This is a genomic window from Bradyrhizobium sp. LA6.1 (assembly GCF_040547805.1).
In the GTDB taxonomy this organism is placed as follows: Bacteria; Pseudomonadota; Alphaproteobacteria; order Rhizobiales; family Xanthobacteraceae; genus Bradyrhizobium; species Bradyrhizobium barranii.
The window spans coordinates 88,742-109,414 of the sequence record NZ_JBEPQK010000004.1 but is presented as its reverse complement, the minus strand read 5'-3'; the positions used below and the strand labels follow the sequence as shown (position 1 = coordinate 109,414).

Below are 20,673 nucleotides of genomic sequence, written 5' to 3'. Positions count from 1 at the left end.
GTGTTTTTAACCGGTCGTATAAAACACTAGCGCATGGCCGTCAGCCGATCTAGCGGCATCTTGTCAGACATAGGTCGTGGGGTGTCGGGCCAGCGGAGATGCTTAATCCGCGCATCGATCCAATCGCCGCATCAATTCGGCCGGATCAATTCGCGATGGTCCGGCAGCTCCGGACGATCGCCGTCCTCAGTTGGACTTCGCGTTTTCCTTGGCGTTCTCGGCCGTCGGCGAATCTGGCGGCGCAGGGTGCTTCTCGCCGGTGATGCGCCGCTTCAGGAGGTCCAGGAAGGGGGACGCCGCAGGCGACTGGCGGATCAGGCTTTCAGGGTCGGGGAAGATCAGCGGATCGTCCCAGGGACCCTGCACCATGAAGGGCAACTGAAAGCCGGACGTCGTATTGAGGCTCGCCACGCCCTTCATGTCGTATTCGCGCGTCGGCACCGAGGCAGTGCCCGTCAGCGTGATCTTCGCAGCCGGCCCCTCGATGCGGATGTCCTCGGCGGTGGCGACCCCATCGGAGAATTTCACCGCGATGGTGAGAGTGTCATAAGGGGTCGAGCCGTTGCGGAAATTGCCGCCGCCCGACAGCGGCCGCCGCTCCAGCCGCTTCAGGAGCTGCTCGGCGTTGAAGCCCGAGATCGCACCGTCGTGCCCGGTCACGGTGGCAGTGCCGTCGAGCGACTGCACGAGGCCGAACGGGCTGGAGCCGGAGGCCAGCAGCGAGACGTTGATGTTGCCGCGGCCGGACAGCTTGTTGAGGCCGAACAATTCGGAGGCGCAGGCCTGAAGATCGACATCGGTGAACTGGAATTGCGCCTTGACGTCGGCGACGGTGTCGGAGCGCGCGATCCCGAACGAGCCCTTGGCGATGCCGCCATAGACCTGAGCTTCGCCGACCGAGAGCGCCAGCGTGCCGTTGCGTAAGTTGGCGCCGATCGCGGTGCGGCCGAGCTTCGACGTCCCGACTGTCAGCCTTGCTGCCGATAGGCGCATGTCGAGGTCGGTGGTCGAAAGCCCGTTGAGATCGAACAGCTGCCTGTTCCAGTCGCGGGCGCCGCTGGCGAGCAGGCGGAAGGTCGAGATATAAGGTGTGAAGTCGAGCGCGTCGGCGGCAAGCGTCGCTTGCAGCGTCTGCCGGCCGTTATTGGCGTAGGTCATCACGCCCTCGGCGGTGTTGCCGTCGAGTTCGACATTGACGTTGGTGAGCGCGATCGAGGCGCCGACGACATTGGCGCGCGCCTTCAGCGCGAAGCGGCCGAAGCCGCCGCTGCCGGGCTGCGGCTGACCGGTCCAGCGCAGCGCGTTGCGCAAGGACGGGCTGTCGATGGTGAGCGTGCCTTCCATCATCGGGCTGGTGCGGTTGGCGACGCTGCCGTCGAAGGCAAGCTTGAGCGGGGCGCTGGCGATCCGCGCCTTCAGCCCGGAGCGGTCGCCGGAGAGGGCGGCGACGAAATCGGCGAAGCTGATCGAGCCGTCGACGCGCTCGCCACGCCAGTCGAATTGTCCGGTCGCGGCGAAGGACCGCGAGATCGAGGGCCAGGCCAGCGACAGGTCGATGTCCTCGAACTTCTCGGCGGCGTGGGTGGTGGCGTCCTCGTAATTGAGCACACCGTCCTGGATCCTGATCTCGGAGAACGACACCTGGTTCTCGGCGCCCGGCTTCATGGTGCGCGCAATGGTCTGGATGAAGGGCGTCCAGTTGCTTTCGCCGTCCTGCTTCAGGCTGACATGGATGCGCGGCCGCAGCAGGGTCAGGTCGGCGATCTCGAACCGCTGCAGCAGCAGCGGCAGCAGCCGGAGATTGGCGGTGAGCACATCGACATGGAGCGCGGGATCGCTGGTGCCGCCGCCCTTCAGGCCGACGTCATGGAACGAAATGTAGCTCGCCGGCAGCAGCGAAATGTCGATGCTGCCTGCCACGCTGAGCTCGAGCCCGGTGACGTCGCGGATCTGCGTTTCCACCGCCTTGCGCAGCGCGTCGCGGTTGATGAGCCAGGAGGTCGCGATCAGGGCGATCAGCGCGAGGCCGAGCAGCGCCGCGATCGGCGTCCCGAGGCGCTTCATTCCTTGGGCCATGGTCAATGGCATGTCCTGATCGGGTTGGTCGCTGGAGCCAGAAGAGCGGACCGGGAAACCTGCGTGCCCACGCCCAACCCCCGCAACTTGATGGGTTTTCTTGTCGCTTTCAAGGCCGCGGACGGTTCTGCCCACGGCGTGGGCAGCTTCTATCACCGGAGGGCGGAACGGAGAACCCCGTATCATTGACGGCTTTGGAGGATTTCGCCTAATAATCGCCGCCAATGAGGCGCGACGCCTGCCAGCCGAAGGTTCACCCGAAGGTTATTTGCATGAACAAGGTCTATCCCGACGCCAAGTCGGCTCTCGAAGGCGTTCTGAAAGACAACATGATGATCATGTCGGGCGGCTTCGGCCTCTGCGGCATTGCCGAGGAGCTGTCGGACGCGATCCGCGAGTCCGGCGTCAAGGGCCTGACGGTCGTCTCCAACAATGCCGGCGTCGACGGCATCGGCCTCAGCCGCCTGCTCGAAACCCGCCAGATCAAGAAGATGATCTCGTCCTATGTCGGCGAGAACAAGCTGTTCGCCCAGCAATTCCTGGCCGGCGAGCTGGAACTCGAATTCAATCCGCAGGGCACGCTGGCCGAGCGCATCCGCGCCGGCGGCGCCGGTATCCCGGCCTTCTACACCAAGACCGGTGTCGGCACGCTGATCGCCGAAGGCAAGGAAGTGAAGGAGTTCGACGGCGAGAAGTACCTGATGGAGCGCGGCCTGTTCGCCGACCTCGCCATCGTGCACGCCTGGAAGGGCGACACGGCCGGCAACCTCATCTACCGCAAGACCGCGCGCAACTTTAATCCGATGATGGCGACTGCCGCCAAGATCACGGTGGCCGAGGTCGAGCATCTGGTTCCGGCCGGTGAACTCAATCCCGACCACATCCACACGCCTGGCATCTTCGTGAAGCGCATCGTCGAGGTCGGCACGGCCAAGAAGCGCATCGAATTCCGCAACACCCGCCCGCGCACCGCCGCTTAAGCGTCAGGAGACTCACATGGCCTGGACCCGTGAACAGATGGCTGCGCGCGCCGCCAAGGAACTGCGCGACGGCTACTACGTCAATCTCGGCATCGGCATCCCGACGCTGGTCTCGAACTTCATCCCCGATGGCGTCGATGTCAGCCTCCAGAGCGAGAACGGCATGCTCGGCATGGGCCCGTTCCCCTATGAGGACGAGGTGGATGCCGACCTCATCAATGCCGGCAAGCAGACCGTGAGCGAGCTGCCGTCGACCTCGTATTTCTCGAGCGCGGATTCTTTCGGGATGATCCGCGGCGGCCACATGGACCTGTCGATCCTCGGCGCCATGCAGGTGGCACAGAACGGCGATCTCGCCAACTGGATGATCCCCGGCAAGATGGTCAAGGGCATGGGCGGCGCGATGGATCTCGTCGCCGGCGTCAAGCGCGTCGTCGTCGTGATGGAGCATTCGGCCAAGGACGGCTCGAAGCTGCTGAAGAAGTGCAATCTGCCGCTGACCGGCGAGCGCGTGGTCGACATGGTCGTCACCGATCTCGCCGTCTTCACCATCGACAAGCACGGCGACGGCGGCATGGCGCTGATCGAGCTCGCCGACGGCGTCTCGCTCGACGAGGTCAAGGCCAAGACCGAGGCCGAATTCCGCGTCGCGCTGAAGAATACGTAAGGTCGTCGCAACGGGGGCGCGCATGACGATACGGTCTGCGCGTCCCGAAGACGCCGATTTCATCGCACAAACCATCCTGTCGTCGCAGCGCGGCTATCGGCCGCGCGGCTGGTTCGACGTCGCGCTCGGCTGGCCCCAGGCACAGTGCCGCGATTTCATCGCGCGCATCACGACCGCGCACGCGGTGTCGATGTGGCATGTCTCGCAATTCCTGATCGCCGAGATCGATGGCAAGCCTGCTGCCGCGTTGTGCGCACTGCCGGCGGCGGGCACGGGACCTGCGGCCTGGCGTGCCATCGAGGAGGTCGGTGCCGCGACGGGGCTTGCCGCGCCGGAGCTGGAAGCCATCCGTCGCCGCGGCACCTACACGCGCGCCTGCTGGGTTCAGGGCGGCGAGGGCGACTGGATGATCGAGCACGTCGCGACCGATCCCGCCTATGGCGGTCGCGGCCTCGTGCAGGCGTTGCTTGCGCACGCACTGGATAAGGGACGAGCGGCCGGATTTGCCCGCGCGACGATATCGTTCCTGATCGGCAATCAGCCGGCCGAACGCGCCTACGCCAAGGCAGGATTTGTCTTCGCCGAAGAGAAGCGCGATCCCGCGTTCGAGGCGATCATCGGCGCGCCCGGATTTCGCATGTTTGCGCGAACGATGTGATGCGCCGTAGCCCGGATGGAGCGTAGCGAAATCCGGGGTGCTCGTGGATGGTCCGATCCCGGATTGCGCTGCGCTCCATCCGGGCTACTCGGCGATACCTACGACCTCGCCGCCCAAACCTTGCCGAGCCGCCCCGACACGCTCGCCACCCATGACGGCTCCTCGCGCACCAGGCGGAAGCCGAGATTGGCGGGCGGTACGCCCTGTGCGCAACCGCCGGCGCGAGCGTCGCGGATGAAGTCGGTGACGTAGGCGCGGTGCGCACCCTCGGCGACGCGGACGCCGCAATTCACGGTCGGGCGGCCCGCATTGCCGGCTGCGTCGATCCGCGAGCGCACGAAGCAGGTCGAGGTCCATTCCCAGACATTGCCGGCGATGTCTTCGACGCCGTGCTCGTTCGCGCCGAACTTGCCGAACGGATAGGCCGTCGTGTCGGAGAGGTCGCGCTCGGATTCACGCTCGTAACGGCTGAGCCAGCGTTTTGAAGGATCGTCTGCGTCCACAGGCGCGCCGTCGTCCCTGAACCGGGAGCCGGCTGCAAAGGCCCATTCCGCGTCGCTCGGCAGGCGATAGGTGTGGCCGGTCTTGCGCGACAGCCAGCCCGCATAGGCCTGCGCATCGTGCCAGCTCACCTGGACCGCGGGACGATCAGACGCAATCGCGACGCCGCGATCGAGCGCGCGGCACGCGCTATCCTGCACGCAAAGCTGATAGTCGGATGACGAGACCTGGTGCCGCATGATCTGCAGCGGCCGGTTGAAGCGCATTGCGCGCAGCGGCACTTCGGCCTGTAGCCCCGCGCGGGTGAAATCGCCGGCCTCGCGATAGGAGAGATTGCCCGGCGCGACCCTGACGATGGCAGGCTCCGTCGCCGTACCATGGACCGCCATGTCCGAGACCAGCGGCGCCATCGCGATCGGCCCTGCGAGCCCTGCGGCACAGGCGAGCAGCAGTTTCAGCTTGAATGCGATCAGCATGGTCGTCCCCCGAAGAAGGAAGGGGCCGGCGATGACCGGCCCCTTGTCGCGTCTAGTTGGTGTTGGGAGCCGGTATCTCCGCGGGCGCCTTCACCTGGGTCATCAGATCGTCGTTCCACTTGCCTTCGACCTTGAAGTGCGCGGTGGCGCCGAGGTCGGCGGCCTCGATCAGATTATGCGTGACATAGGCGTAGATGCCGGGCTGCAGGAACTTGTAGAGCGCAGCTCCCGCCGAGCCGCCGCGGATGAACCAGGTCTCGAGTCCCGTCTCCGGCGCGTTGGAGAATTTTCCGGTCTCCCAGACATAGTCGCCATGGCCGCCGATCAGGTGCGGACGGCTGTCGCGATTGGCCTGCGAATGCACGATCAGCACGTTCTCGCCGACCTTGGCCGTCAGCGCGTTCTTGCCGGTGAGCGCACCGACCTTGCCGTTGAACACCACGTGGGAGGGGATCAGCTTCTTCATCACCTCTTCGGTCTCGGTGAAGGCTTCGCCCGGCGAATCATAGGACTTGAACTTGCCCTTCTCGTCGCGCGGCACATACATGTCCTGCTCGCCGACATAGTAGACCTTGTCGTATTTCAGCGCGTGGCCCTTGCCGTCGTTCAGTCCGTCGCGCGGAAGCACCATCACCGCGCCGTTCATGCCGGAGACGACATGCCAGGGGATCATCGGGCCGCCGGGGGCGCAGTGATAGACGAACACGCCGGTCCGCGTTGCCTTCCAGCGCAGCACGACCTGCTCGCCGGGATTGACCAGCGTCAGCTCGGCGCCGCCGAGCGCGCCGGTCGCGGAGTGGAAGTCGATGTTGTGCGGCATGGTGTTGGTCGCGGGATTGACCAGCGTCACCTCGACATAGTCGCCCTCATGCACGACCATCAGCGGGCCCGGCATCGAGCCGTTGAAGGTCATGGCCTGGAACGTGGTGCCCTTGTCGTCGATGACGACCTTCTTCTCCTCGATGTTGAGCTTGAACTCGACGATCTTGGGCCCTTGCGTCGTCGCTTGCTCGTGCGCGTGCACGAAGGGCGGGGCGACCAGCTCGACCTTCTGCCGCGGCAGCTTGAGGTCGCCGGCGGCGAACGTGGGTGTCGCGAGCATCAGGGCGGTCGCGGCGGCGCTGATCAATGCGGCTCTGCGGGTGAACATCGGAAGCATCCTTCATCTGAAAGGGTTTTGATGACGGATGCAGTCTGCGCCTGTTACGGCAAGAGTGTTTGCGCTGCGACAAGCTTTTGCCGAATTCGCCTCCGGTAAAATCCTTAGGAGGTTTGCCGAAGCGCGTATCGGCAGTGCGAAGCGCACGACGTCGCGTGGCGTCAGTTGCGCCAGCGGCAAATCGTTCGCATGTTCAGCTGCGCTCGATTGTGAATGTTTGGTTGTCGATCAGAGAAGCTGGATCGCAATCCAGACCGTGCCCCAGACCGCGAGCGACAGCGCGGCAAAGATGGCGGCGGTGATCGCCAGCACCCGCACGAGATAACCTGCGCCGACGGCGGGTGCCGCGGGGACGGGACGGAAATCGTCGAAGCGCGGGATATGACCGCGAACGCCGGTGAGCCAGAGAACGAGATCGAGCGCGAGCGACGCCATGGCCTATCTCCAGTGAGTCATGATTGAACGTCATCATGGCTCCGATCCGGCGCTCGGACTTTGAGCGAGCGCAAGGTGGTCCGCCCGAAAACGGGGCATCCAATGCCATCCGGGATTTGCCGCGCTACCGCGCGGCATCGATTTACGAATGGGTAAGATATGAGGACCGATCTCGCAGCGAGCTATGGCGAAGAGAGATTGCCGCGCTACACGAGCTATCCGACCGCGCCGCATTTCTCGCCGGCGATTGGCCCGGATACTTATGCCGAATGGCTCGCCGGACTCCCGGCAGGCGCCAGCGCGTCACTCTATCTGCACGTGCCGTTCTGCCGCGAGATGTGCTGGTACTGCGGCTGCCATACCCAGATCGTCCGCCGCGACGGGCTGATCGCCGCCTATCAGCGAACGCTGCGCAGCGAGATCGCGCAGGTGTCTGAGACCATCGGTCGACGCATCAAAGTCGAGCACATCCATTTCGGCGGCGGCACGCCGACCATCATGGCGCCGGAGGCCTTTGCCGAGTTGATGGCGGCGATGCGCCATGCGTTCTTCGTGCTGCCCTCGGCCGAGATCGCGGTCGAGATCGATCCGCGCACGCTGACATCAGAGATGGTGGAGGCCATGCGGCTCTCCGGCGTCAACCGCGCCAGCCTGGGCGTGCAGAGCTTCGATCCGGTCGTGCAGCGCGCGATCAATCGCGTGCAGAGCTATGAGCAGACGGCCTCCGTCGTCGATAGGCTGCATCGCGCCGGCATCAACGGGATCAACTTCGACCTCATCTATGGGCTGCCGCACCAGACCGTCGCCTCCTGCCTGGACACCGTTCGGCGCAGCCTCGAGCTCGGGCCCGATCGTTTCTCGGTGTTCGGATATGCGCACGTGCCTGATTTCAAGAAGCACCAGCGCATGATCAACGAGGCCGTGCTGCCCGACGGCCTCGCGCGTCATGACCAGGCCTGCGCGATCGCCAATGCGTTGAAGGAGGCCGGCTACGTCCAGATCGGGCTCGACCATTTCGCACGCCCCGACGACGCCATGGCCGTGGCCTTCGAGGAACGGACGCTGCGGCGCAATTTCCAGGGCTACACCACCGACAAGGGCGAAGTCCTGCTCGGTTTCGGGGCGAGCGCGATCGGGCATCTGCCGCAGGGCTATGTGCAGAACCAGGTGCAGATCGGCGCCTACGCGCAGAGCGTCGCCGCCGGCCACCTCGCCACCGCGAAGGGCTACGGGCTCACCGACGACGACCGGCTCCGCGCCGACATCATCGAGCGCATCATGTGCGAGTTCAGCGCCGATCTCGGCGACATCTGTGCGCGCCATGGCGCGGAACCCGAAGCGATGCTGCAATCGGCCGCGCGCCTGAAGCCGTTGATCTCGGATGGCATCGTCAGGCTCGACGGCGACCGTCTCGCGGTCGCAAGCGACTCGCGCTTCCTGGTGCGCAGTGTTGCAGCGGCGTTCGATGCGCATCTGGATCCGGGCAAGCAGTTGCACAGCAGGGCGGTGTAGTTCACCTCGCGCCGCCTACGGCAGGGACTTTTGCATATGAGCTTGGCGGGGTCTGAGCGAGCGCCTCGTCCTTCGAGACGACCGCTCCGCGGTCTCCTCAGGATGAGGCTGAGCGGCGGCTTTGCCTGTCGAAATAGTGACCACGTACTCCGTCCTCATCCTGAGGGCCCGCCGGAGGCGGGCGTCTCGAAGGATGGCTGCGGGCGAGCTTCCCGCCACGTTTTTTCTCATATGCGATAGCCCTGCCGCTTGCGGGGAGAGGGAGAAGCAACCACCAGCTTGCGCTTCAACAAAGAAGCTCGGACCCACCCGGCTATCGTCACTTCGGAACGGAGTTGTCCATGCCCTTCCGATCCGACGATCTGGTCGATGACATCATGCGAGCGGCACCGCACACGATCCGCGTGTTCCTCGCCTTCAGGATGGCCTGCGTCGGCTGTCCGATCGCGACCTTCCATACCGTGGAAGACGCCTGCCGCGAGCATGGCATCGATCGCGACAAATTCCTCGCTGCGCTGTGCGAATGCGTACCGGCGTGAGGCGAGTCGGAGTTCGCGCGGGTCGCGCGCGGACTCCCGGGTGAGGGCAGGCTTGCGCCGTAAGCGGAAGCGCCCTCACCCCTATCTTACGCAGAATTGCCGTCCGCCGTACGCTCCGCCAGCACGACGATCTTGTGCGGATCGCGCAGGATGATGCGCTGGCGGCCGCTCTCGACGAGGCCCTGGCTCTCCCAGCCGCTGAGGATGCGGCTGACGGTATGCAGCGTGGTGCCGGTCATCTGCGCGATGTCCTGGCGGCTAATCGGGAAGTCGATCTCGATGCCGTGGTCGAGCTTCTTGCCGGACTGTTTTGCGAGCCGCAGCAGCGCATGCGCGACGCGCTGCTCGACCTGCTGGGTCGACATTTCGAGGATGCGGGTGTGGCTCTCCTGCAGCCGCGCGCCGACGGTTTGCAGCGTGTTGGCGGCAATCGCCGGAAACCGCTCGATCAGCCGCGGCCAGGCCGAATTCGGCCAGATCAGCACCACGCTGTCGTCGACCGCCATCGCAGTTGCCGGATAGTGCGCGGCTCCGATCGCCATCGCGAGCCCGAATGTCTCGCCGGGGGCGACGTAGCGCACCACGATCTGCTCGCCGGTCGGAGTGGTCTTGGCCGCGCGGACGTGGCCGTGCAGCAGCAGGAAGAAGGATTGCGCGTCGGCGCCCTGTTCGAAAATGGCGGTGTTCCTGGGGTACCGCGCCGAGCGGGCCTCGCGCAGGATTTCCTCGAGGTCCTCGGGCTTGACGCCTGAAAACAGCGGCAAATGCGCAACCAGCGATGTGTCGACCTTGGCCATTCTGCCTCCTTGGCGCTCGGAGTGTGATGGCACCTGTATTCGTCAGGCAGTTTGCGATAGCGCAAAACGGGCCGGCCGGACGGCAGTATTTTTCCAAATGACGATCGAAGTGACGGTCCGAATTCACAGGAGTTGCCCCCATGGCTGGCGCCCGATCCCGTAATTTTGAGGGCTGGCCGCTGTTTGCGAACAGCTTTCGGCCGTTTTTCCTGCTCGCCGCGATCCAGGCGGGGCTTTCTATCCTGGCATGGCTGCCGATGTTCTACGGCGAATTGTCGGTGAGCTCTGCGTTCGCGCCGCGCGACTGGCACGTCCACGAAATGCTCTATGGCTTCCTGCCGGCGGTGATCACGGGATTCCTGTTCACGGCGATCCCGAACTGGACCGGGCGGCTGCCGATCCAGGGAACGTCGCTGGGCGCGCTGCTGGCCGTGTGGCTGGCCGGGCGTTTTGCAGTGACCCTGTCCGCCGATATCGGTTGGGCGTTCGCGCTCGTCGTCGATGCCGCCTTCCTGGCATTGGTCGTTGCTGCGGCCACGCGCGAGATCATCGCGGGCGGCAATTGGCGCAATCTGCCGGTGGTGGTGCTCGTGCTGGTGCTGCTCGCCGGTAACGTCGCCTTCCATCTCGAAGCGCACTTCGAGGGCGCGGCCGATGTCAGCATCCGCGTCGGCATCGGTGTGGTCGTGCTGCTGATCTCGCTGATCGGTGGCCGCATCATCCCGAGCTTCACCCGCAACTGGCTGGTCAAGTTCAATCCCGGCCGCCTGCCGGTGCCGTTCGGGCGCTTCGACGGCGCGGTGATCGGATTGAGCGCGCTCGCGCTGATCGCATGGATCGTGGCGCCGCTGAACACGGTCACCGGCGCGGTGATGGCACTGGTCGGCGTGCTGCACCTGGTCCGGCTTGCACGCTGGGCTGGCGATCGCACCACGCGCGAGCGGCTGCTGCTGATCCTCCATATCGGTTATGTCTTCGTGCCGCTGGGCTTCCTGCTGCATGCGGCAGCTGTCTTCGGCGCGCTGCCGCCGAGCGCGGGCATTCACGCCTGGATGGCTGGCGCGGCCGGAACCATGACGCTTGCGGTGATGACCCGCGCGAGCCTCGGGCATACCGGACAGGCGTTGACGGCCTCGCCCGCGACGCAGGGGATTTACGCTGCGATCATCATCGCGGCGCTGGCGCGGGTCGCGGCCGTGGTGTTGCCTGCGCATGGCGATGTCCTGCTGCACATCGCCGCCTGCGGATGGGTCGTCGCGTTCCTCGGCTTTGCGATTGCGTTCGGGCCACTGCTCGCCGGCAGCCCCCGGCGCGCCCTTGCCATCATGGGCGTGCCCGCTCCGGCACGCTGAGCCTAGGCCGCGGACGCCGAGGGAACGCCGGCGCGCTTGGCCAGCGGCCGCACGCCCTTGCGCCATGCGGTGATGGTGCAGCCGAAGCGGCCACGGAACCAGCGCGCCATCGCGCTCTGCGCGGAGAAGCCGAGCTGGGTGGCGATATCGGCCAGCGGCCGGCCGGGGTCGTCGATCAGCTGGATCACGAGATCGGCGCGCTGCGCGTCGAGGATCGCCGAGAAGCTGGTGCCCGATGCGGCGAGGTGCCGATGGATGGTGCGGCGGGTGCAGGCGAGATGCTCGGCCACGCGCTCGACCGTGCAGTCGCCGCTTGCGAGCAGGATGCGTACCACCTCGTCGACCTTCTCCTCCCAGCTTGCCGGCCGCGTCTCGATCGCCTCGATCCGTTTGCGCAGATAGCTCGCGATCAGCGGATGCGCGCTCGGGATCCGCCGCTCCATGTCATGCGCCGACAACAGGATCGCATCGTCATCGGCATTGAAGGTGACGCGGCAACCGAAGAAGTCGCGGTAGCGCTTGCGGTCGTGTGGCGGCGGATAATGCAGATGTACCTCGAGCGGCCGCCAGTCGCTGCTGAACAGCGACTGGATGATGCGGTGGACGCTGCCGAGCGCCATGTCGATCGACTGGCGCGGCGCGGGCGGCTGCCGGCCGCGCAAATGCAGTGTGACCGTCACGGTCTGCTTATCGCGCGTGACCTCAAGCTTCATGCCGTCGTGATGAACGTGGATGAAGCGCGAGAACGCTTCGATGGCCTCACTGACGGTCGCCTGTTCACGCACGATCAGGCCGACCGCGCCGAAATTGGTCAGCCCGCCGCGCTCGGCGAGCCGCAAGCCGAAATCTTCGGCACCCGATGCCTCTGCCGACAATTCGAGCAGCCGGCGCAGGCTGGTCACGGCAATGGGGGTATCGGGCTTGTCGAGCACGGCCAGTGGCAGCCTGACCTTGCGCATCATCTGTTTCGGGTCGAGCCCGACCGACCGGGCGACATCCGGGTAGTAGCTCAAGCCTGCGCTGCGCATGAGGTCGGTCATGCGACCCGTTCCAGTCAGCCATTCCCGCAGATGTCCCGAAATGTAAAGTTTCTGTCCCGATCCGTCAAATCCGGGAACAGGATGGAACATACATAAGGGAAACCGAAGCACGGGCGTGAATGCCGTGCGTATGACGACGCGGCGCGACGAAGCCCCGCTGCCGTCTCGGGCCATTTGACCAAGACATTGCTGGATCGGGATGATGCCGGGAAACATGCTTTCCAAGGGTGAGGTATTCGTCATTGAAACTGACGCGGCCTCCCGCGAACAACTTTCAATGGCGCTTCAACAGAGCGCCTATGACGTGATCTGCTTTGCCGACGGCGCGTCGCTGCTGTCGGAAGCCAAGGCCCGGATGCCGGCCTGCGTGTTGCTGGAGATGCCGCCGGATCGTTCCGCCCTCGACGTGCTCAAGCGCCTGCGCGAGGAGAACTGCATGGCGCCGGTTCTGGTGACCTCCGCGAACGGCAGCATCGCCATGGCGGTCGACGCGATCAAGAGCGGCGCGGCCGACTTCATCGAGAAGCCGTTCCGCACCCGCGACATCGTCGACCGGATCGATGCTGCCATCGACGAGTTCGCGCAGCCGGGTTCAAACCGGCAACGCTGGCTGCCCGGCTGCGAGCCCCTGACCGGGCGCGAAGTCGATGTGCTCGAGCACCTTGCTGCCGGCCTGACCAACAAGGAGATCGCCCGGCGCATACATCTGAGTGCGCGGACGGTCGAAGGCTACCGCGCAGGCATCCTGAAGAAGGCCGGCGCCCGCAACGTGACCGATCTGCTCCGCCGCATCTTCGGCCAGGGTTCGCCCACCCCGGTTTAAGGACCTAAGTTTAACGGCTTCGCCACGGGACGACGACACGTTCCGCGGCCTTGGTGCGGCCGCGGCGGCGCCCCACGGAAACCCCAATCGAACCAGTTCCTTCCCTGCCGCGTCCAACCATGTTGGCGAGGCATTTGATCGCACGCGTCCGGCTGGCGGCGCGGCGATACGGCAGGAGGGACTTTATGCGCATCACCGCAAGATGTTTGGCAACGACGAGCCTGGTTCTGGTGACCATGGCGACGGCGTCGCCATCATGGGCCGCCGATGTGGACGCCACATCGGCCATCGACACCGTCACCGTCTATCCGGATGGCGCCACCGTCACCCGTGTCATCGCGCTGGACCTCGCCTCCGGCGACAGCACGCTGGTCGCCAAGGACTTTCCGCTCTCGCTCGATCCGTCCTCCCTCCGTGTCGAGGGCGAGGCGGGCGCAAAACTGACCATCGGGACCATCGACGCGCGGCCGCCGCGCGCGGCACAACCCGCCAATCTGCCCGAGCTCGATAAGCGCATCGAAGCGTTGAAGGATCAGCGCGCCGATGTGCAAGGCGATATCGACGCGGCCAACGCCCGGCGCAAATTCGCGCAGCACTTTGCGGAGGCTTCTCCCGCCGGCCTTGGCGAGAAGGGCGAGGCTCGGCCGATCACCGAATGGCGCGCGGCCTTTACCGCGGTCGCCGAGGAGATCGCGACCGCCGATACCGCGATCCGCGACGCCACGCGAAAGCAGCGCGAGATCGATCGGCAGCTCGCGCAACTTGAAGCGGAGCGTTCGGCCAAGCCGCCGAGCAAGCTTGAGGTTCGCATCGATGTTGCCGCCGCCGCCGCGACGAAGGCGACGTTGCGGGTGACTTATGCAGTCCGCAATGCGCGCTGGCTGCCGCTGTATGATGCCCGGCTCGACACCGGTGCCAAGGACCGCAAGCCGCAGCTCGAGCTGGTTCGCCGCGCCGAGGTGACGCAGTCGACCGGCGAAGACTGGTCGAACGTCAACCTCGGTGTTTCCACCGTTCGCGTCAGCCGCGGCGGTAGCGCACCGGAGCTGAATTCGCTGGTTGTGAGGTATCCGCAACTGCCGAAGCCGCTGGCAATGGGCACGGCGTCGGACATGGCGGTGCCCGCGCAGCCGATGACGCGGCAGGCGCAATCTCCGGCGATGGCGAAAGCTGCGGAGCCCGAGCTGCGTGAGCGCGCGGACGAGCAGCAGGCCAACGCCGAGATCGGCGATTTCCAGGCCGTGTATCAGATCAGCGGCCGCGTCAGCCTCGGTGCCAATGAGGGCGCCAAGAGCCTGCTCATCTCCTCCATGACGGTGACGCCCGACCTCGCCATCCGTGCCGCCCCGGTCGCGGATCCCACCGCTTACCTCGAGGCGTCATTCAAGCTTGCCGAGGATACCAATCTGCTGCCCGGCAAGGTCGCGATCTTCCGCGACGGCACGTTCGTCGGTCGCAGCAAATTCTCGACCGCCGCGCGGAACGACGCGATCCGGCTCGGCTTCGGTGCCGACGACAAGATCAAGATCGAGCGCACCGTCATCAGGCAGAACGAAGGCACGGCCGGGGTGATCGCGTCCTCCAAGACCGACACGCGTTCGTTCCGCACCGTCGTTCGCAACGGGCACGACTTCCCGATCCGCATCGCGATCGAGGATCAGCTTCCGGTCAGCGAGAACGAGGATATTGGCGTCGAGATGCTGTCCTCGACCACGCCGCCCACGACCACCAATCTGCGCGAAAGGCGCGGCGTGCTGGAATGGGCGTTCGACGCAAAACCCGGCGAGATCAAGGAGATCAAGTTCGCCTGGCGCGTCCGCTGGCCCAAGGACAAGGGCATGGTGATCGTGCCGGCGGGGTAATGCGCCCGGTCTGAACCGAGGCGCGGCGCCGTCTTCGTTACTTCTCTCCGCAAGCGGGGCGAGGGAGTGCATCTTCACCGCGGCGGCAGTTCGGCTCGCGCCGCCGCCCGCATCGATTGCGGCAGCACGTAGGGCACGCCGTCGTCGGCCTGATGAACGACGGCGTCGATTTCGAAGATGTCGCGAATGGTCTCGCGCGTGACGATTTCCGCGCGCGGGCCGTCGGCAGCGAGCTTGCCGCCGTTCAGGACGATGAGCCGGTCGGCGAAGCGGATCGCGAGGTTGAGGTCGTGCAGGATCGCGATGACAGCGGTGCCGCCTGCCGCGCGGCGGCGCGCGGCTTCGACGAGGTCGATCTGGTGGCGCAGGTCGAGGCTCGATGTCGGCTCGTCCAGCAGCAGGAGCCCCGGCCCATGCTCGGCCTCGCCGCAGGCGAGCTGCACCAGCACGCGGGCGAAATGGGTGCGCTGCTGCTCGCCGCCCGATAGCGTCGGCAATTGCCGTTCGCGGAAATGTGCGAGGCCAACCTCGTCCAGCGCGGCGTCGACGAGCGACACGGCATCGCGCAGGCTGCGGTCGCCCGCGCCCATCAGCACGATCTCCTCGACCGTGAAGGGGAAGGTGACGTTGATGTGCTGGGACAGCATCGCGCGGCGCGCGGCAAGCTCGCGCGGCGTATAACTGCTTATGTCGCGCTGCTTCAGGTGCACCTCGCCCTCGCTCGGGCGGAGATCGCCGGAGAGCAGCCGCAGCAGCGTCGACTTGCCGGCGCCGTTCGGGCCGATGATCGCGACCATCTCGCCGGCTTCAACCGATAGGCCGACACCATCGAGCAGCGTGGCGCGGCCGGCGCGCTTGCTTAAGCGTCGCGCCTCGATCACGGCGCTCATAGCGAGGCGAGCCCGCGCTGGCGCAGCAGGATGCCGAGGAAGACAGGCGCGCCGACCGCTGCCGTCAAGATGCCGATCGGCATCTCCGCGGGCGCCACGATCGTGCGCGCCAGCGTGTCGGCGCCGACCATCAGGATCGCGCCGAGCAGCACCGAGGCCGGCAGCAGCAGGCGATGCGCAGGTCCAATAACGAGACGGAGCAGATGCGGCACGACGATGCCGACGAAGCCGATGACGCCACTGATCGACACCGCGACCCCTGTCATGGCGGAGACCATGACGATCGAGATCCGCTTGAGACGCTCGACGTCGACGCCGCCGTGAAACGCGTCGGCCTCGCCGAGCACCAGCAGATCGAGGCCGCGGGCAATATACGCGCAGGCGCCGAGCCCGATGATGAGGATCGGCGCGAGCACGGCGGCCTTGGTCCAGGTCGCGCCGCTCATCGAGCCCAGCAGCCAGAATGTGATGTCGCGAAGCTGGCGGTCGTCGGCGATGAACACCAGAAGCCCGATGCCGGCATTGGTGATGGCAGTGATGGCGACGCCGGCGAGCAGGAAGATCGCGATCGAGGTCCGCCCCGCGGGGCTGGAGATGCCGTAAAGGATCGCGGTCGTGGCCAGCGAGCCCGCAAAGGCCGCGAGCGGCAACAGCTCGGTCTGAAGGAAGCGCAGCGTCTCGCCGAAGCGCGAATCGGTGAAGACGATTGCGCTTGCGGCCGCCAGCGCACCGCCGCTGGAGACGCCGACCAGCGCGGGATCGGCGAGCGGGTTGCGAAACAGTCCTTGCATGATGGCGCCCGCCGCGGCGAGCAGGCCGCCGACCATCGCGGTCGCCGCGATCCGGGGAATGCGGATCGACCACAACACGAGCTGGTCGCGCGTCGTCACGGCGTCGGCAGTGGTGTTGCCTGCGAGACCGAGCGCAGCAGGCAGCCGGGAGAGGGGAATGCCGGCCGCGCCCACGGTCAGCGCGACGATGGCGGTGGCCGCGAGGATCACCAGGAGCAGGGGAATGGCAATCGACGTAAATCGCCGTCCTGCGCCCGCACGTCGCGGGCTCCGCGAGTCCGTCCCGATCGCCACGCTCATTGCCGGCAATTCGCCGCCGACAGAGCCGACGTGAAGGCGCCGCCCTCGGCCAATGCCGGATAGAGCTTGACGGAGAGATCACGGGCCGCCGCGGCCGTGCGCGGGCCGAAGCCGAGCAGATAGAGCCCGTCCATCGTGATGAAGCTCTTGTTGGCCGCGACCGGCGTCAAGGCGAAGCCGGGATGGGCGTAGACCGCGTCGGCCTGCAGTGAATCCTTGCCGCGCTCGATCGACAGCACGACGTCGGGTTTTGCCGCGACGATCGCCTCGTCGCCGATGTTCTTGTAGCCGTCGTAATCCTCGACCGCGTTGGTGGCGCCTGCAAGCTGGATGATCTCGTCGGCGGCGGTCTTGTGACCGGCGACCATCGCCCGTCCGTTCAGGAGCGACATCACGAACATCACGCGGACCGGCTTCGTGACCTTGGCACGCAGTGCGCGCAGCTGCGCAAGATCCGTAGCCACTGCGGTGCTCAGGCATTCGGCGCGCGCATCGACGCCCATGGCATGGCCGACCAGCTTGATCTTCTCGATCAGGCCTTCCTCCGAGAAGGTCTCGGGCACCAGCACCAGCGGCACCTTCGCCGTCTCCAGGAGGTCCATGGTCTCGCGCGGGCCCGATCCCTGGATCGCCAGGATCAGGGTCGGGTTGAGGCCCAGCACGCCCTCGGCCGAAATCTGGCGCATGTAGCCGACATTGGGTTTGTCGTGCAGCGCCGCTGCCGGATAGAGGCTCGTGGTGTCGACGCCGACCAGGCGGCTCTCCAGCCCGAGCGCATAGAGGATCTCGGTAATGGCGCCGCCGATCGAGACCGTGCGGGCGAAGTCGGCAACGGCGACATCGCGATTGCGCGCATCATGCACCGTGATACCGGCGGCGTGCGCGGTCGAGGCGAGCGCGATGGTGCCGGTGAGCAGGAGGTTTGCGAGGGTGCGACAAAATGTCATTGCAGGTTACTTCGTCAGGATCAGCTTGTTCTGCGAGGTCAGGCGAAGGCGATAGGCGTCCTCGCCATGCGCGATGATGATCTCGCGCTCCGCCGCAAACAGCTCGCGGCTGTCGATCCGGCTCCCGCGTATGGTCAAACTTCTCGTTGTTGCAGAAGGGCTTTGTGTCGGCCCTGCCGCATCGCCGCTATTGTCTCCGGACGTTGCTGACATGGTAGGTGTGATGCGCTTTCGAAATTTCAGATGCGTCTTGTTTGTATAAGCGGCATCAGGCGCATTCCAACGGCGGCAATTTACAATCGATATAAACTGCAACCCGATGACATTGACCGTCAGGGTGTTGCCACGTAACCAAATGGAACAATGCGGGCCGGGGGGCCTGCACCAGAGAATAGCCAGCCAGTCGCTCGCCGCGCGAGCGCACGCCAGCCAAACAAGACATATCATGATTGGGTTGGGTGTATGGCTGACGGGGCTAGGTATTCGCGCGCGCTGATTTTGGGCGCGTCGGTGGTTTCAATTGCGGCGGTGTCGCCGGTGAGCAGCTTTGCGCAGACCGCGGATCAAACCGCGCAATCATCCAAGCCGGCGAAGCCCAAGCAGGCCAAGCGCAACCCGGCCAAGCCGCAAGCTGTTCAGCAGCAGCAGGCCAGCACCAGCGTGTGGGATGCACGCGCGCAGGCGATCGTCGGTGTTCAGGCGCTCGACACCATCACGGCTGCCGCCTCCAAGACCGACGAGCGCGCGGTCGACGCGCTCGCACCGGTCAGCGTCGTGACTTCGGCGCAGATCGAAAGCCGCCAGGCCAGCACGGTCGGCGATCTCATCTATAATGTGCCGGGCGTATGGGTTCAGAACCGCGGCGACGAGCCGTCGACCTCGATCAATATCCGCGGCTTGCAGGATTTCGGCCGCGTCGCCGTCGTCGTCGACGGCGCGCGGCAGAATTATCAGCGCACGGGCCATTTCGCCAACGGCTCGTTCTTCCTCAACCCCGAACTGATCAGCGGCATCGACATCGTTCGTGGTCCGACCGCCAACATCTACGGTTCCGGTGCGATCGGCGGCGTGGCGTCGTTCCGCACCAAGGATATCGAGGACGTCGTGCGTGCCGGCGAACGTTGGGGTGTTGACGTCAAGACCATTCTTGGCAGCAATTACGGGCGAGCGCTCGGTTCGGCCTTCGGCGGTGTTCACGTCAATCCAAATGTGGACGTGTTCGCGGGCGGCACCTATTCGACGCAGGAGAGCTACAAAGACGGCACCGGCTTCGAGGTCGCCAACACCGGCAACCGGCTCACCAGCGGCATCGCCAAGCTGACGGTGCGCCCGGCCGATGGGCACGAGATCAAGCTCGGCACCATCTTCCAGGAGGACATCTACAGCGTGGGTCAGCCGCCACGCCGTGCCGGCGATCCCAACTCGACCAATGCGAACGGCGCCAACAACCTGAGCGGCACGTCGATCTACAGGTCCGACGTCAAGAACTACACCACGACGCTCGGCTGGAAATATTCGCAGCCGGATGACCAGTGGTTCGACTGGGATGCGAAGGTCTACTGGAATCGCACCGAGAACGACCAGGTCAAGACCGCGCATACCAGCACGACGCCGTCGGTCTTCTGCAGCGGCGTGCCCGGCAATGCCGTGTCCGGCTGTATCGGCAGCAACCGTGGATATCTGCTCGATACGGTCGGCGTCGACGTGTACAACACCACGCGCTTCGATACCGGCAGCTGGCGTCACGCGGTGACCTACGGACTGGACGCGTTCCAGGACAAGGTGTCGACGCAGGACAGGACCGGCACGTCGGAAGTGACGACGCCCGGCGGTCAGCGTACGGTCTCCGGCGGTTTCGTGCAGTGGAAGGCCAATTACACCTCCATGCTCGAGGTGATCGGCGCGCTTCGTTACGACAATTATCAGCTCTCCTCGGCATCCTCGTCGTCCGGCGGCGACCGTTTGTCGCCGAAGATCACCGTCGGGCTCGTTCCCACGGCGGTCGTGACGCCCTATGTCAGCTACGCCGAAGGTTATCGCGCGCCGTCGATCACGGAAACGCTGGTCAGCGGTCCGCATTCGGGCGCGACGGTCAACGACTCGTTCTTCCGCTGTCCGTCGGGCACGCCGGGTCCGGGAGCGGATTCGACCTTCTGCTTCGTCCCGAATCCGAATCTGCGGCCCGAGGTCGGCAAGAACAAGGAGATCGGCTTCAACATCAAGAAGAACGATCTGTTCACGGCGGGCGATACGCTGCGCGGCAAGATCAACGTGTTCCGCAACGACATCTCCGACTTCATCGATCAGGTCGCCTATGGAAATCCGCTGGTGGTCCCCACCGGCCCGCCGCCGGCGCCCTCCATCACCGTGCTTCCGTTCCTGCAATATCAGAACGTCGCGTCCGCCCGCATCCAGGGTTTCGAGGCCGAGGCGATGTACGACGCGAACACCTGGTTCTTCGGCCTCTCCGGCAGTTACCAGAACGGCAAAAACCTCCAGACGGGATTTGGCCTGTACAGCGTTCCGCCGCAGAAGGTCACGACGACCGCCGGCGTGCGGTTGCTGGACCGGACCCTGATCCTCTCGGTGATGTGGACGTCGGTGATTGCGAACACCGACATCCCGCCGACCTATACGCCGGCGACGTCGTACGATCTCGTCAACCTCTACGCCCAGTATCAGCCGCGGCCCGATCTCACGCTCAACTTCTCGGTCGAAAATCTTCTCAACCAGTACTACCGGCCCTACGCCATTCCGGTCGGCAGTACGGGCGATACGCAAAACGACGTGAAATGGGCGAGCGCCGGCCCCGGGCTCGTGGTCAAGGGAGGCCTGAAGTACCACTTCGGCGGCATCTAAGGAGTACGC

19 protein-coding genes are annotated in these 20,673 nt (G+C 65.5%); 9 read left to right on the top strand and 10 right to left on the bottom strand.

The genetic code is table 11. The annotated features are described in order from the left end of the window. Positions 1 to 186 precede the first annotated feature (186 nt). Entirely contained in the window at positions 187 to 2,076 is a 1,890-nt protein-coding gene (locus tag ABIB99_RS11085) for an AsmA family protein (RefSeq protein ID WP_354176195.1), read from the bottom strand. Between the two features lie 272 nt (positions 2,077 to 2,348). Here ABIB99_RS11085 and ABIB99_RS11080 point away from each other — a divergent pair, with 272 nt between their 5' ends. The 3 genes from ABIB99_RS11080 to ABIB99_RS11070 are packed head-to-tail and all read left to right on the top strand — an operon-like array spanning position 2,349 to position 4,381. Next, positions 2,349 to 3,056, top strand: a complete 708-nt coding sequence (locus ABIB99_RS11080) for a CoA transferase subunit A (protein WP_028151658.1) — start codon at positions 2,349 to 2,351, stop codon at positions 3,054 to 3,056. A 16-nt stretch (positions 3,057 to 3,072) separates the two neighbouring features. After that, positions 3,073 to 3,723 carry a 3-oxoacid CoA-transferase subunit B gene (locus ABIB99_RS11075; RefSeq protein ID WP_011089829.1) on the top strand — a complete coding sequence of 217 codons (651 nt, stop codon included), beginning with the start codon at positions 3,073 to 3,075 and terminating at the stop codon, positions 3,721 to 3,723. A 22-nt stretch (positions 3,724 to 3,745) separates the two neighbouring features. Next, complete coding sequence (locus ABIB99_RS11070) at positions 3,746 to 4,381, top strand: GNAT family N-acetyltransferase (protein ID WP_354175803.1); 636 nt, start codon at positions 3,746 to 3,748, stop codon at positions 4,379 to 4,381. 98 nt (positions 4,382 to 4,479) lie between these two features. Here ABIB99_RS11070 and ABIB99_RS11065 read toward each other — a convergent pair whose 3' ends face one another. The 3 genes from ABIB99_RS11065 to ABIB99_RS11055 form a co-directional block, all read right to left on the bottom strand. Beyond that, positions 4,480 to 5,358, bottom strand: a complete 879-nt coding sequence (locus ABIB99_RS11065) for a formylglycine-generating enzyme family protein (RefSeq protein WP_354175801.1) — start codon at positions 5,356 to 5,358, stop codon at positions 4,480 to 4,482. Between the two features lie 52 nt (positions 5,359 to 5,410). Further along, on the bottom strand, positions 5,411 to 6,508 hold the full coding sequence (gene nirK, locus ABIB99_RS11060) for a copper-containing nitrite reductase (protein ID WP_354175799.1): 1,098 nt from the start codon (positions 6,506 to 6,508) through the stop codon (positions 5,411 to 5,413). Positions 6,509 to 6,745: 237 nt separating this feature from the next. Further along, a complete protein-coding gene (locus tag ABIB99_RS11055; protein ID WP_166344383.1) occupies positions 6,746 to 6,952 on the bottom strand; it encodes a hypothetical protein in 207 nt (68 codons plus the stop codon). 159 nt (positions 6,953 to 7,111) lie between these two features. Between ABIB99_RS11055 and hemN the strand changes: the two genes are divergently transcribed. Both hemN and ABIB99_RS11045 read left to right on the top strand, forming a co-directional pair. After that, complete coding sequence (gene hemN, locus ABIB99_RS11050) at positions 7,112 to 8,464, top strand: oxygen-independent coproporphyrinogen III oxidase (RefSeq protein WP_354175798.1); 1,353 nt, start codon at positions 7,112 to 7,114, stop codon at positions 8,462 to 8,464. 341 nt (positions 8,465 to 8,805) lie between these two features. Then, positions 8,806 to 9,003 (top strand): DUF1858 domain-containing protein, encoded by a 198-nt coding sequence (locus ABIB99_RS11045; protein WP_014492467.1) that lies wholly within the window; start codon positions 8,806 to 8,808, stop codon positions 9,001 to 9,003. 86 nt (positions 9,004 to 9,089) lie between these two features. On the opposite strand, the gene ABIB99_RS11040 is transcribed toward ABIB99_RS11045, so the two are convergent. Continuing rightward, positions 9,090 to 9,800: a Crp/Fnr family transcriptional regulator gene (locus ABIB99_RS11040; protein ID WP_039153608.1), complete on the bottom strand. Its 711-nt coding sequence runs from the start codon at positions 9,798 to 9,800 to the stop codon at positions 9,090 to 9,092. Positions 9,801 to 9,940: 140 nt separating this feature from the next. On the opposite strand from ABIB99_RS11040, the gene ABIB99_RS11035 reads away from it, so the two are divergent. Next, positions 9,941 to 11,152 carry an NnrS family protein gene (locus ABIB99_RS11035; protein ID WP_166344379.1) on the top strand — a complete coding sequence of 404 codons (1,212 nt, stop codon included), beginning with the start codon at positions 9,941 to 9,943 and terminating at the stop codon, positions 11,150 to 11,152. Between the two features lie 2 nt (positions 11,153 to 11,154). On the opposite strand, the gene ABIB99_RS11030 is transcribed toward ABIB99_RS11035, so the two are convergent. Next, positions 11,155 to 12,192 carry an AraC family transcriptional regulator gene (locus ABIB99_RS11030; protein ID WP_354175796.1) on the bottom strand — a complete coding sequence of 346 codons (1,038 nt, stop codon included), beginning with the start codon at positions 12,190 to 12,192 and terminating at the stop codon, positions 11,155 to 11,157. A 202-nt stretch (positions 12,193 to 12,394) separates the two neighbouring features. On the opposite strand from ABIB99_RS11030, the gene ABIB99_RS11025 reads away from it, so the two are divergent. Together ABIB99_RS11025 and ABIB99_RS11020 are read left to right on the top strand one after the other, a co-directional pair. Next, positions 12,395 to 13,015, top strand: a complete 621-nt coding sequence (locus tag ABIB99_RS11025; protein WP_063986095.1) for a response regulator transcription factor — start codon at positions 12,395 to 12,397, stop codon at positions 13,013 to 13,015. A 185-nt stretch (positions 13,016 to 13,200) separates the two neighbouring features. Continuing rightward, a complete protein-coding gene (locus tag ABIB99_RS11020) occupies positions 13,201 to 14,877 on the top strand; it encodes a mucoidy inhibitor MuiA family protein (RefSeq protein ID WP_063981147.1) in 1,677 nt (558 codons plus the stop codon). Between the two features lie 74 nt (positions 14,878 to 14,951). On the opposite strand, the gene ABIB99_RS11015 is transcribed toward ABIB99_RS11020, so the two are convergent. From ABIB99_RS11015 to ABIB99_RS11000, 4 genes are read right to left on the bottom strand one after another with little or no spacing between them, the layout of a single operon-like run. Further along, on the bottom strand, positions 14,952 to 15,767 hold the full coding sequence (locus tag ABIB99_RS11015) for a heme ABC transporter ATP-binding protein (RefSeq protein ID WP_063981148.1): 816 nt from the start codon (positions 15,765 to 15,767) through the stop codon (positions 14,952 to 14,954). Next, the gene (locus ABIB99_RS11010) at positions 15,764 to 16,858 is read right to left on the bottom strand and encodes a FecCD family ABC transporter permease (RefSeq protein WP_354175793.1); all 1,095 of its coding nucleotides are present in this window, start codon (positions 16,856 to 16,858) and stop codon (positions 15,764 to 15,766) included. Before ABIB99_RS11010 ends, ABIB99_RS11015 begins: the two co-directional genes overlap by 4 nt. Beyond that, positions 16,855 to 17,805 carry a heme/hemin ABC transporter substrate-binding protein gene (locus tag ABIB99_RS11005; RefSeq protein WP_063981150.1) on the bottom strand — a complete coding sequence of 317 codons (951 nt, stop codon included), beginning with the start codon at positions 17,803 to 17,805 and terminating at the stop codon, positions 16,855 to 16,857. The genes ABIB99_RS11010 and ABIB99_RS11005 overlap by 4 nt, the downstream gene beginning before the upstream one ends. Positions 17,806 to 17,811: 6 nt before the next feature. Next, positions 17,812 to 18,018, bottom strand: coding sequence for a hemin uptake protein HemP (locus tag ABIB99_RS11000; RefSeq protein WP_063981151.1), 207 nt, complete (start codon positions 18,016 to 18,018; stop codon positions 17,812 to 17,814). A gap of 249 nt (positions 18,019 to 18,267) precedes the next feature. Here ABIB99_RS11000 and ABIB99_RS10995 point away from each other — a divergent pair, with 249 nt between their 5' ends. After that, on the top strand, positions 18,268 to 20,664 hold the full coding sequence (locus ABIB99_RS10995; protein ID WP_354098299.1) for a TonB-dependent hemoglobin/transferrin/lactoferrin family receptor: 2,397 nt from the start codon (positions 18,268 to 18,270) through the stop codon (positions 20,662 to 20,664). Positions 20,665 to 20,673: the final 9 nt, after the last annotated feature.

Coding starts and splice junctions, on each gene's coding strand:
- ABIB99_RS11085 (WP_354176195.1), bottom strand. CDS start 2,076: ATGGCCCAAGGAATGAAGCGCCTCGGGACGCCGATCGCGGCGCTGCTC.
- ABIB99_RS11080 (WP_028151658.1), top strand. CDS start 2,349: ATGAACAAGGTCTATCCCGACGCCAAGTCGGCTCTCGAAGGCGTTCTG.
- ABIB99_RS11075 (WP_011089829.1), top strand. CDS start 3,073: ATGGCCTGGACCCGTGAACAGATGGCTGCGCGCGCCGCCAAGGAACTG.
- ABIB99_RS11070 (WP_354175803.1), top strand. CDS start 3,746: ATGACGATACGGTCTGCGCGTCCCGAAGACGCCGATTTCATCGCACAA.
- ABIB99_RS11065 (WP_354175801.1), bottom strand. CDS start 5,358: ATGCTGATCGCATTCAAGCTGAAACTGCTGCTCGCCTGTGCCGCAGGG.
- nirK (WP_354175799.1), bottom strand. CDS start 6,508: ATGTTCACCCGCAGAGCCGCATTGATCAGCGCCGCCGCGACCGCCCTG.
- ABIB99_RS11055 (WP_166344383.1), bottom strand. CDS start 6,952: ATGGCGTCGCTCGCGCTCGATCTCGTTCTCTGGCTCACCGGCGTTCGC.
- hemN (WP_354175798.1), top strand. CDS start 7,112: ATGAGGACCGATCTCGCAGCGAGCTATGGCGAAGAGAGATTGCCGCGC.
- ABIB99_RS11045 (WP_014492467.1), top strand. CDS start 8,806: ATGCCCTTCCGATCCGACGATCTGGTCGATGACATCATGCGAGCGGCA.
- ABIB99_RS11040 (WP_039153608.1), bottom strand. CDS start 9,800: ATGGCCAAGGTCGACACATCGCTGGTTGCGCATTTGCCGCTGTTTTCA.
- ABIB99_RS11035 (WP_166344379.1), top strand. CDS start 9,941: ATGGCTGGCGCCCGATCCCGTAATTTTGAGGGCTGGCCGCTGTTTGCG.
- ABIB99_RS11030 (WP_354175796.1), bottom strand. CDS start 12,192: ATGACCGACCTCATGCGCAGCGCAGGCTTGAGCTACTACCCGGATGTC.
- ABIB99_RS11025 (WP_063986095.1), top strand. CDS start 12,395: ATGCCGGGAAACATGCTTTCCAAGGGTGAGGTATTCGTCATTGAAACT.
- ABIB99_RS11020 (WP_063981147.1), top strand. CDS start 13,201: ATGCGCATCACCGCAAGATGTTTGGCAACGACGAGCCTGGTTCTGGTG.
- ABIB99_RS11015 (WP_063981148.1), bottom strand. CDS start 15,767: ATGAGCGCCGTGATCGAGGCGCGACGCTTAAGCAAGCGCGCCGGCCGC.
- ABIB99_RS11010 (WP_354175793.1), bottom strand. CDS start 16,858: ATGAGCGTGGCGATCGGGACGGACTCGCGGAGCCCGCGACGTGCGGGC.
- ABIB99_RS11005 (WP_063981150.1), bottom strand. CDS start 17,805: ATGACATTTTGTCGCACCCTCGCAAACCTCCTGCTCACCGGCACCATC.
- ABIB99_RS11000 (WP_063981151.1), bottom strand. CDS start 18,018: ATGTCAGCAACGTCCGGAGACAATAGCGGCGATGCGGCAGGGCCGACA.
- ABIB99_RS10995 (WP_354098299.1), top strand. CDS start 18,268: ATGGCTGACGGGGCTAGGTATTCGCGCGCGCTGATTTTGGGCGCGTCG.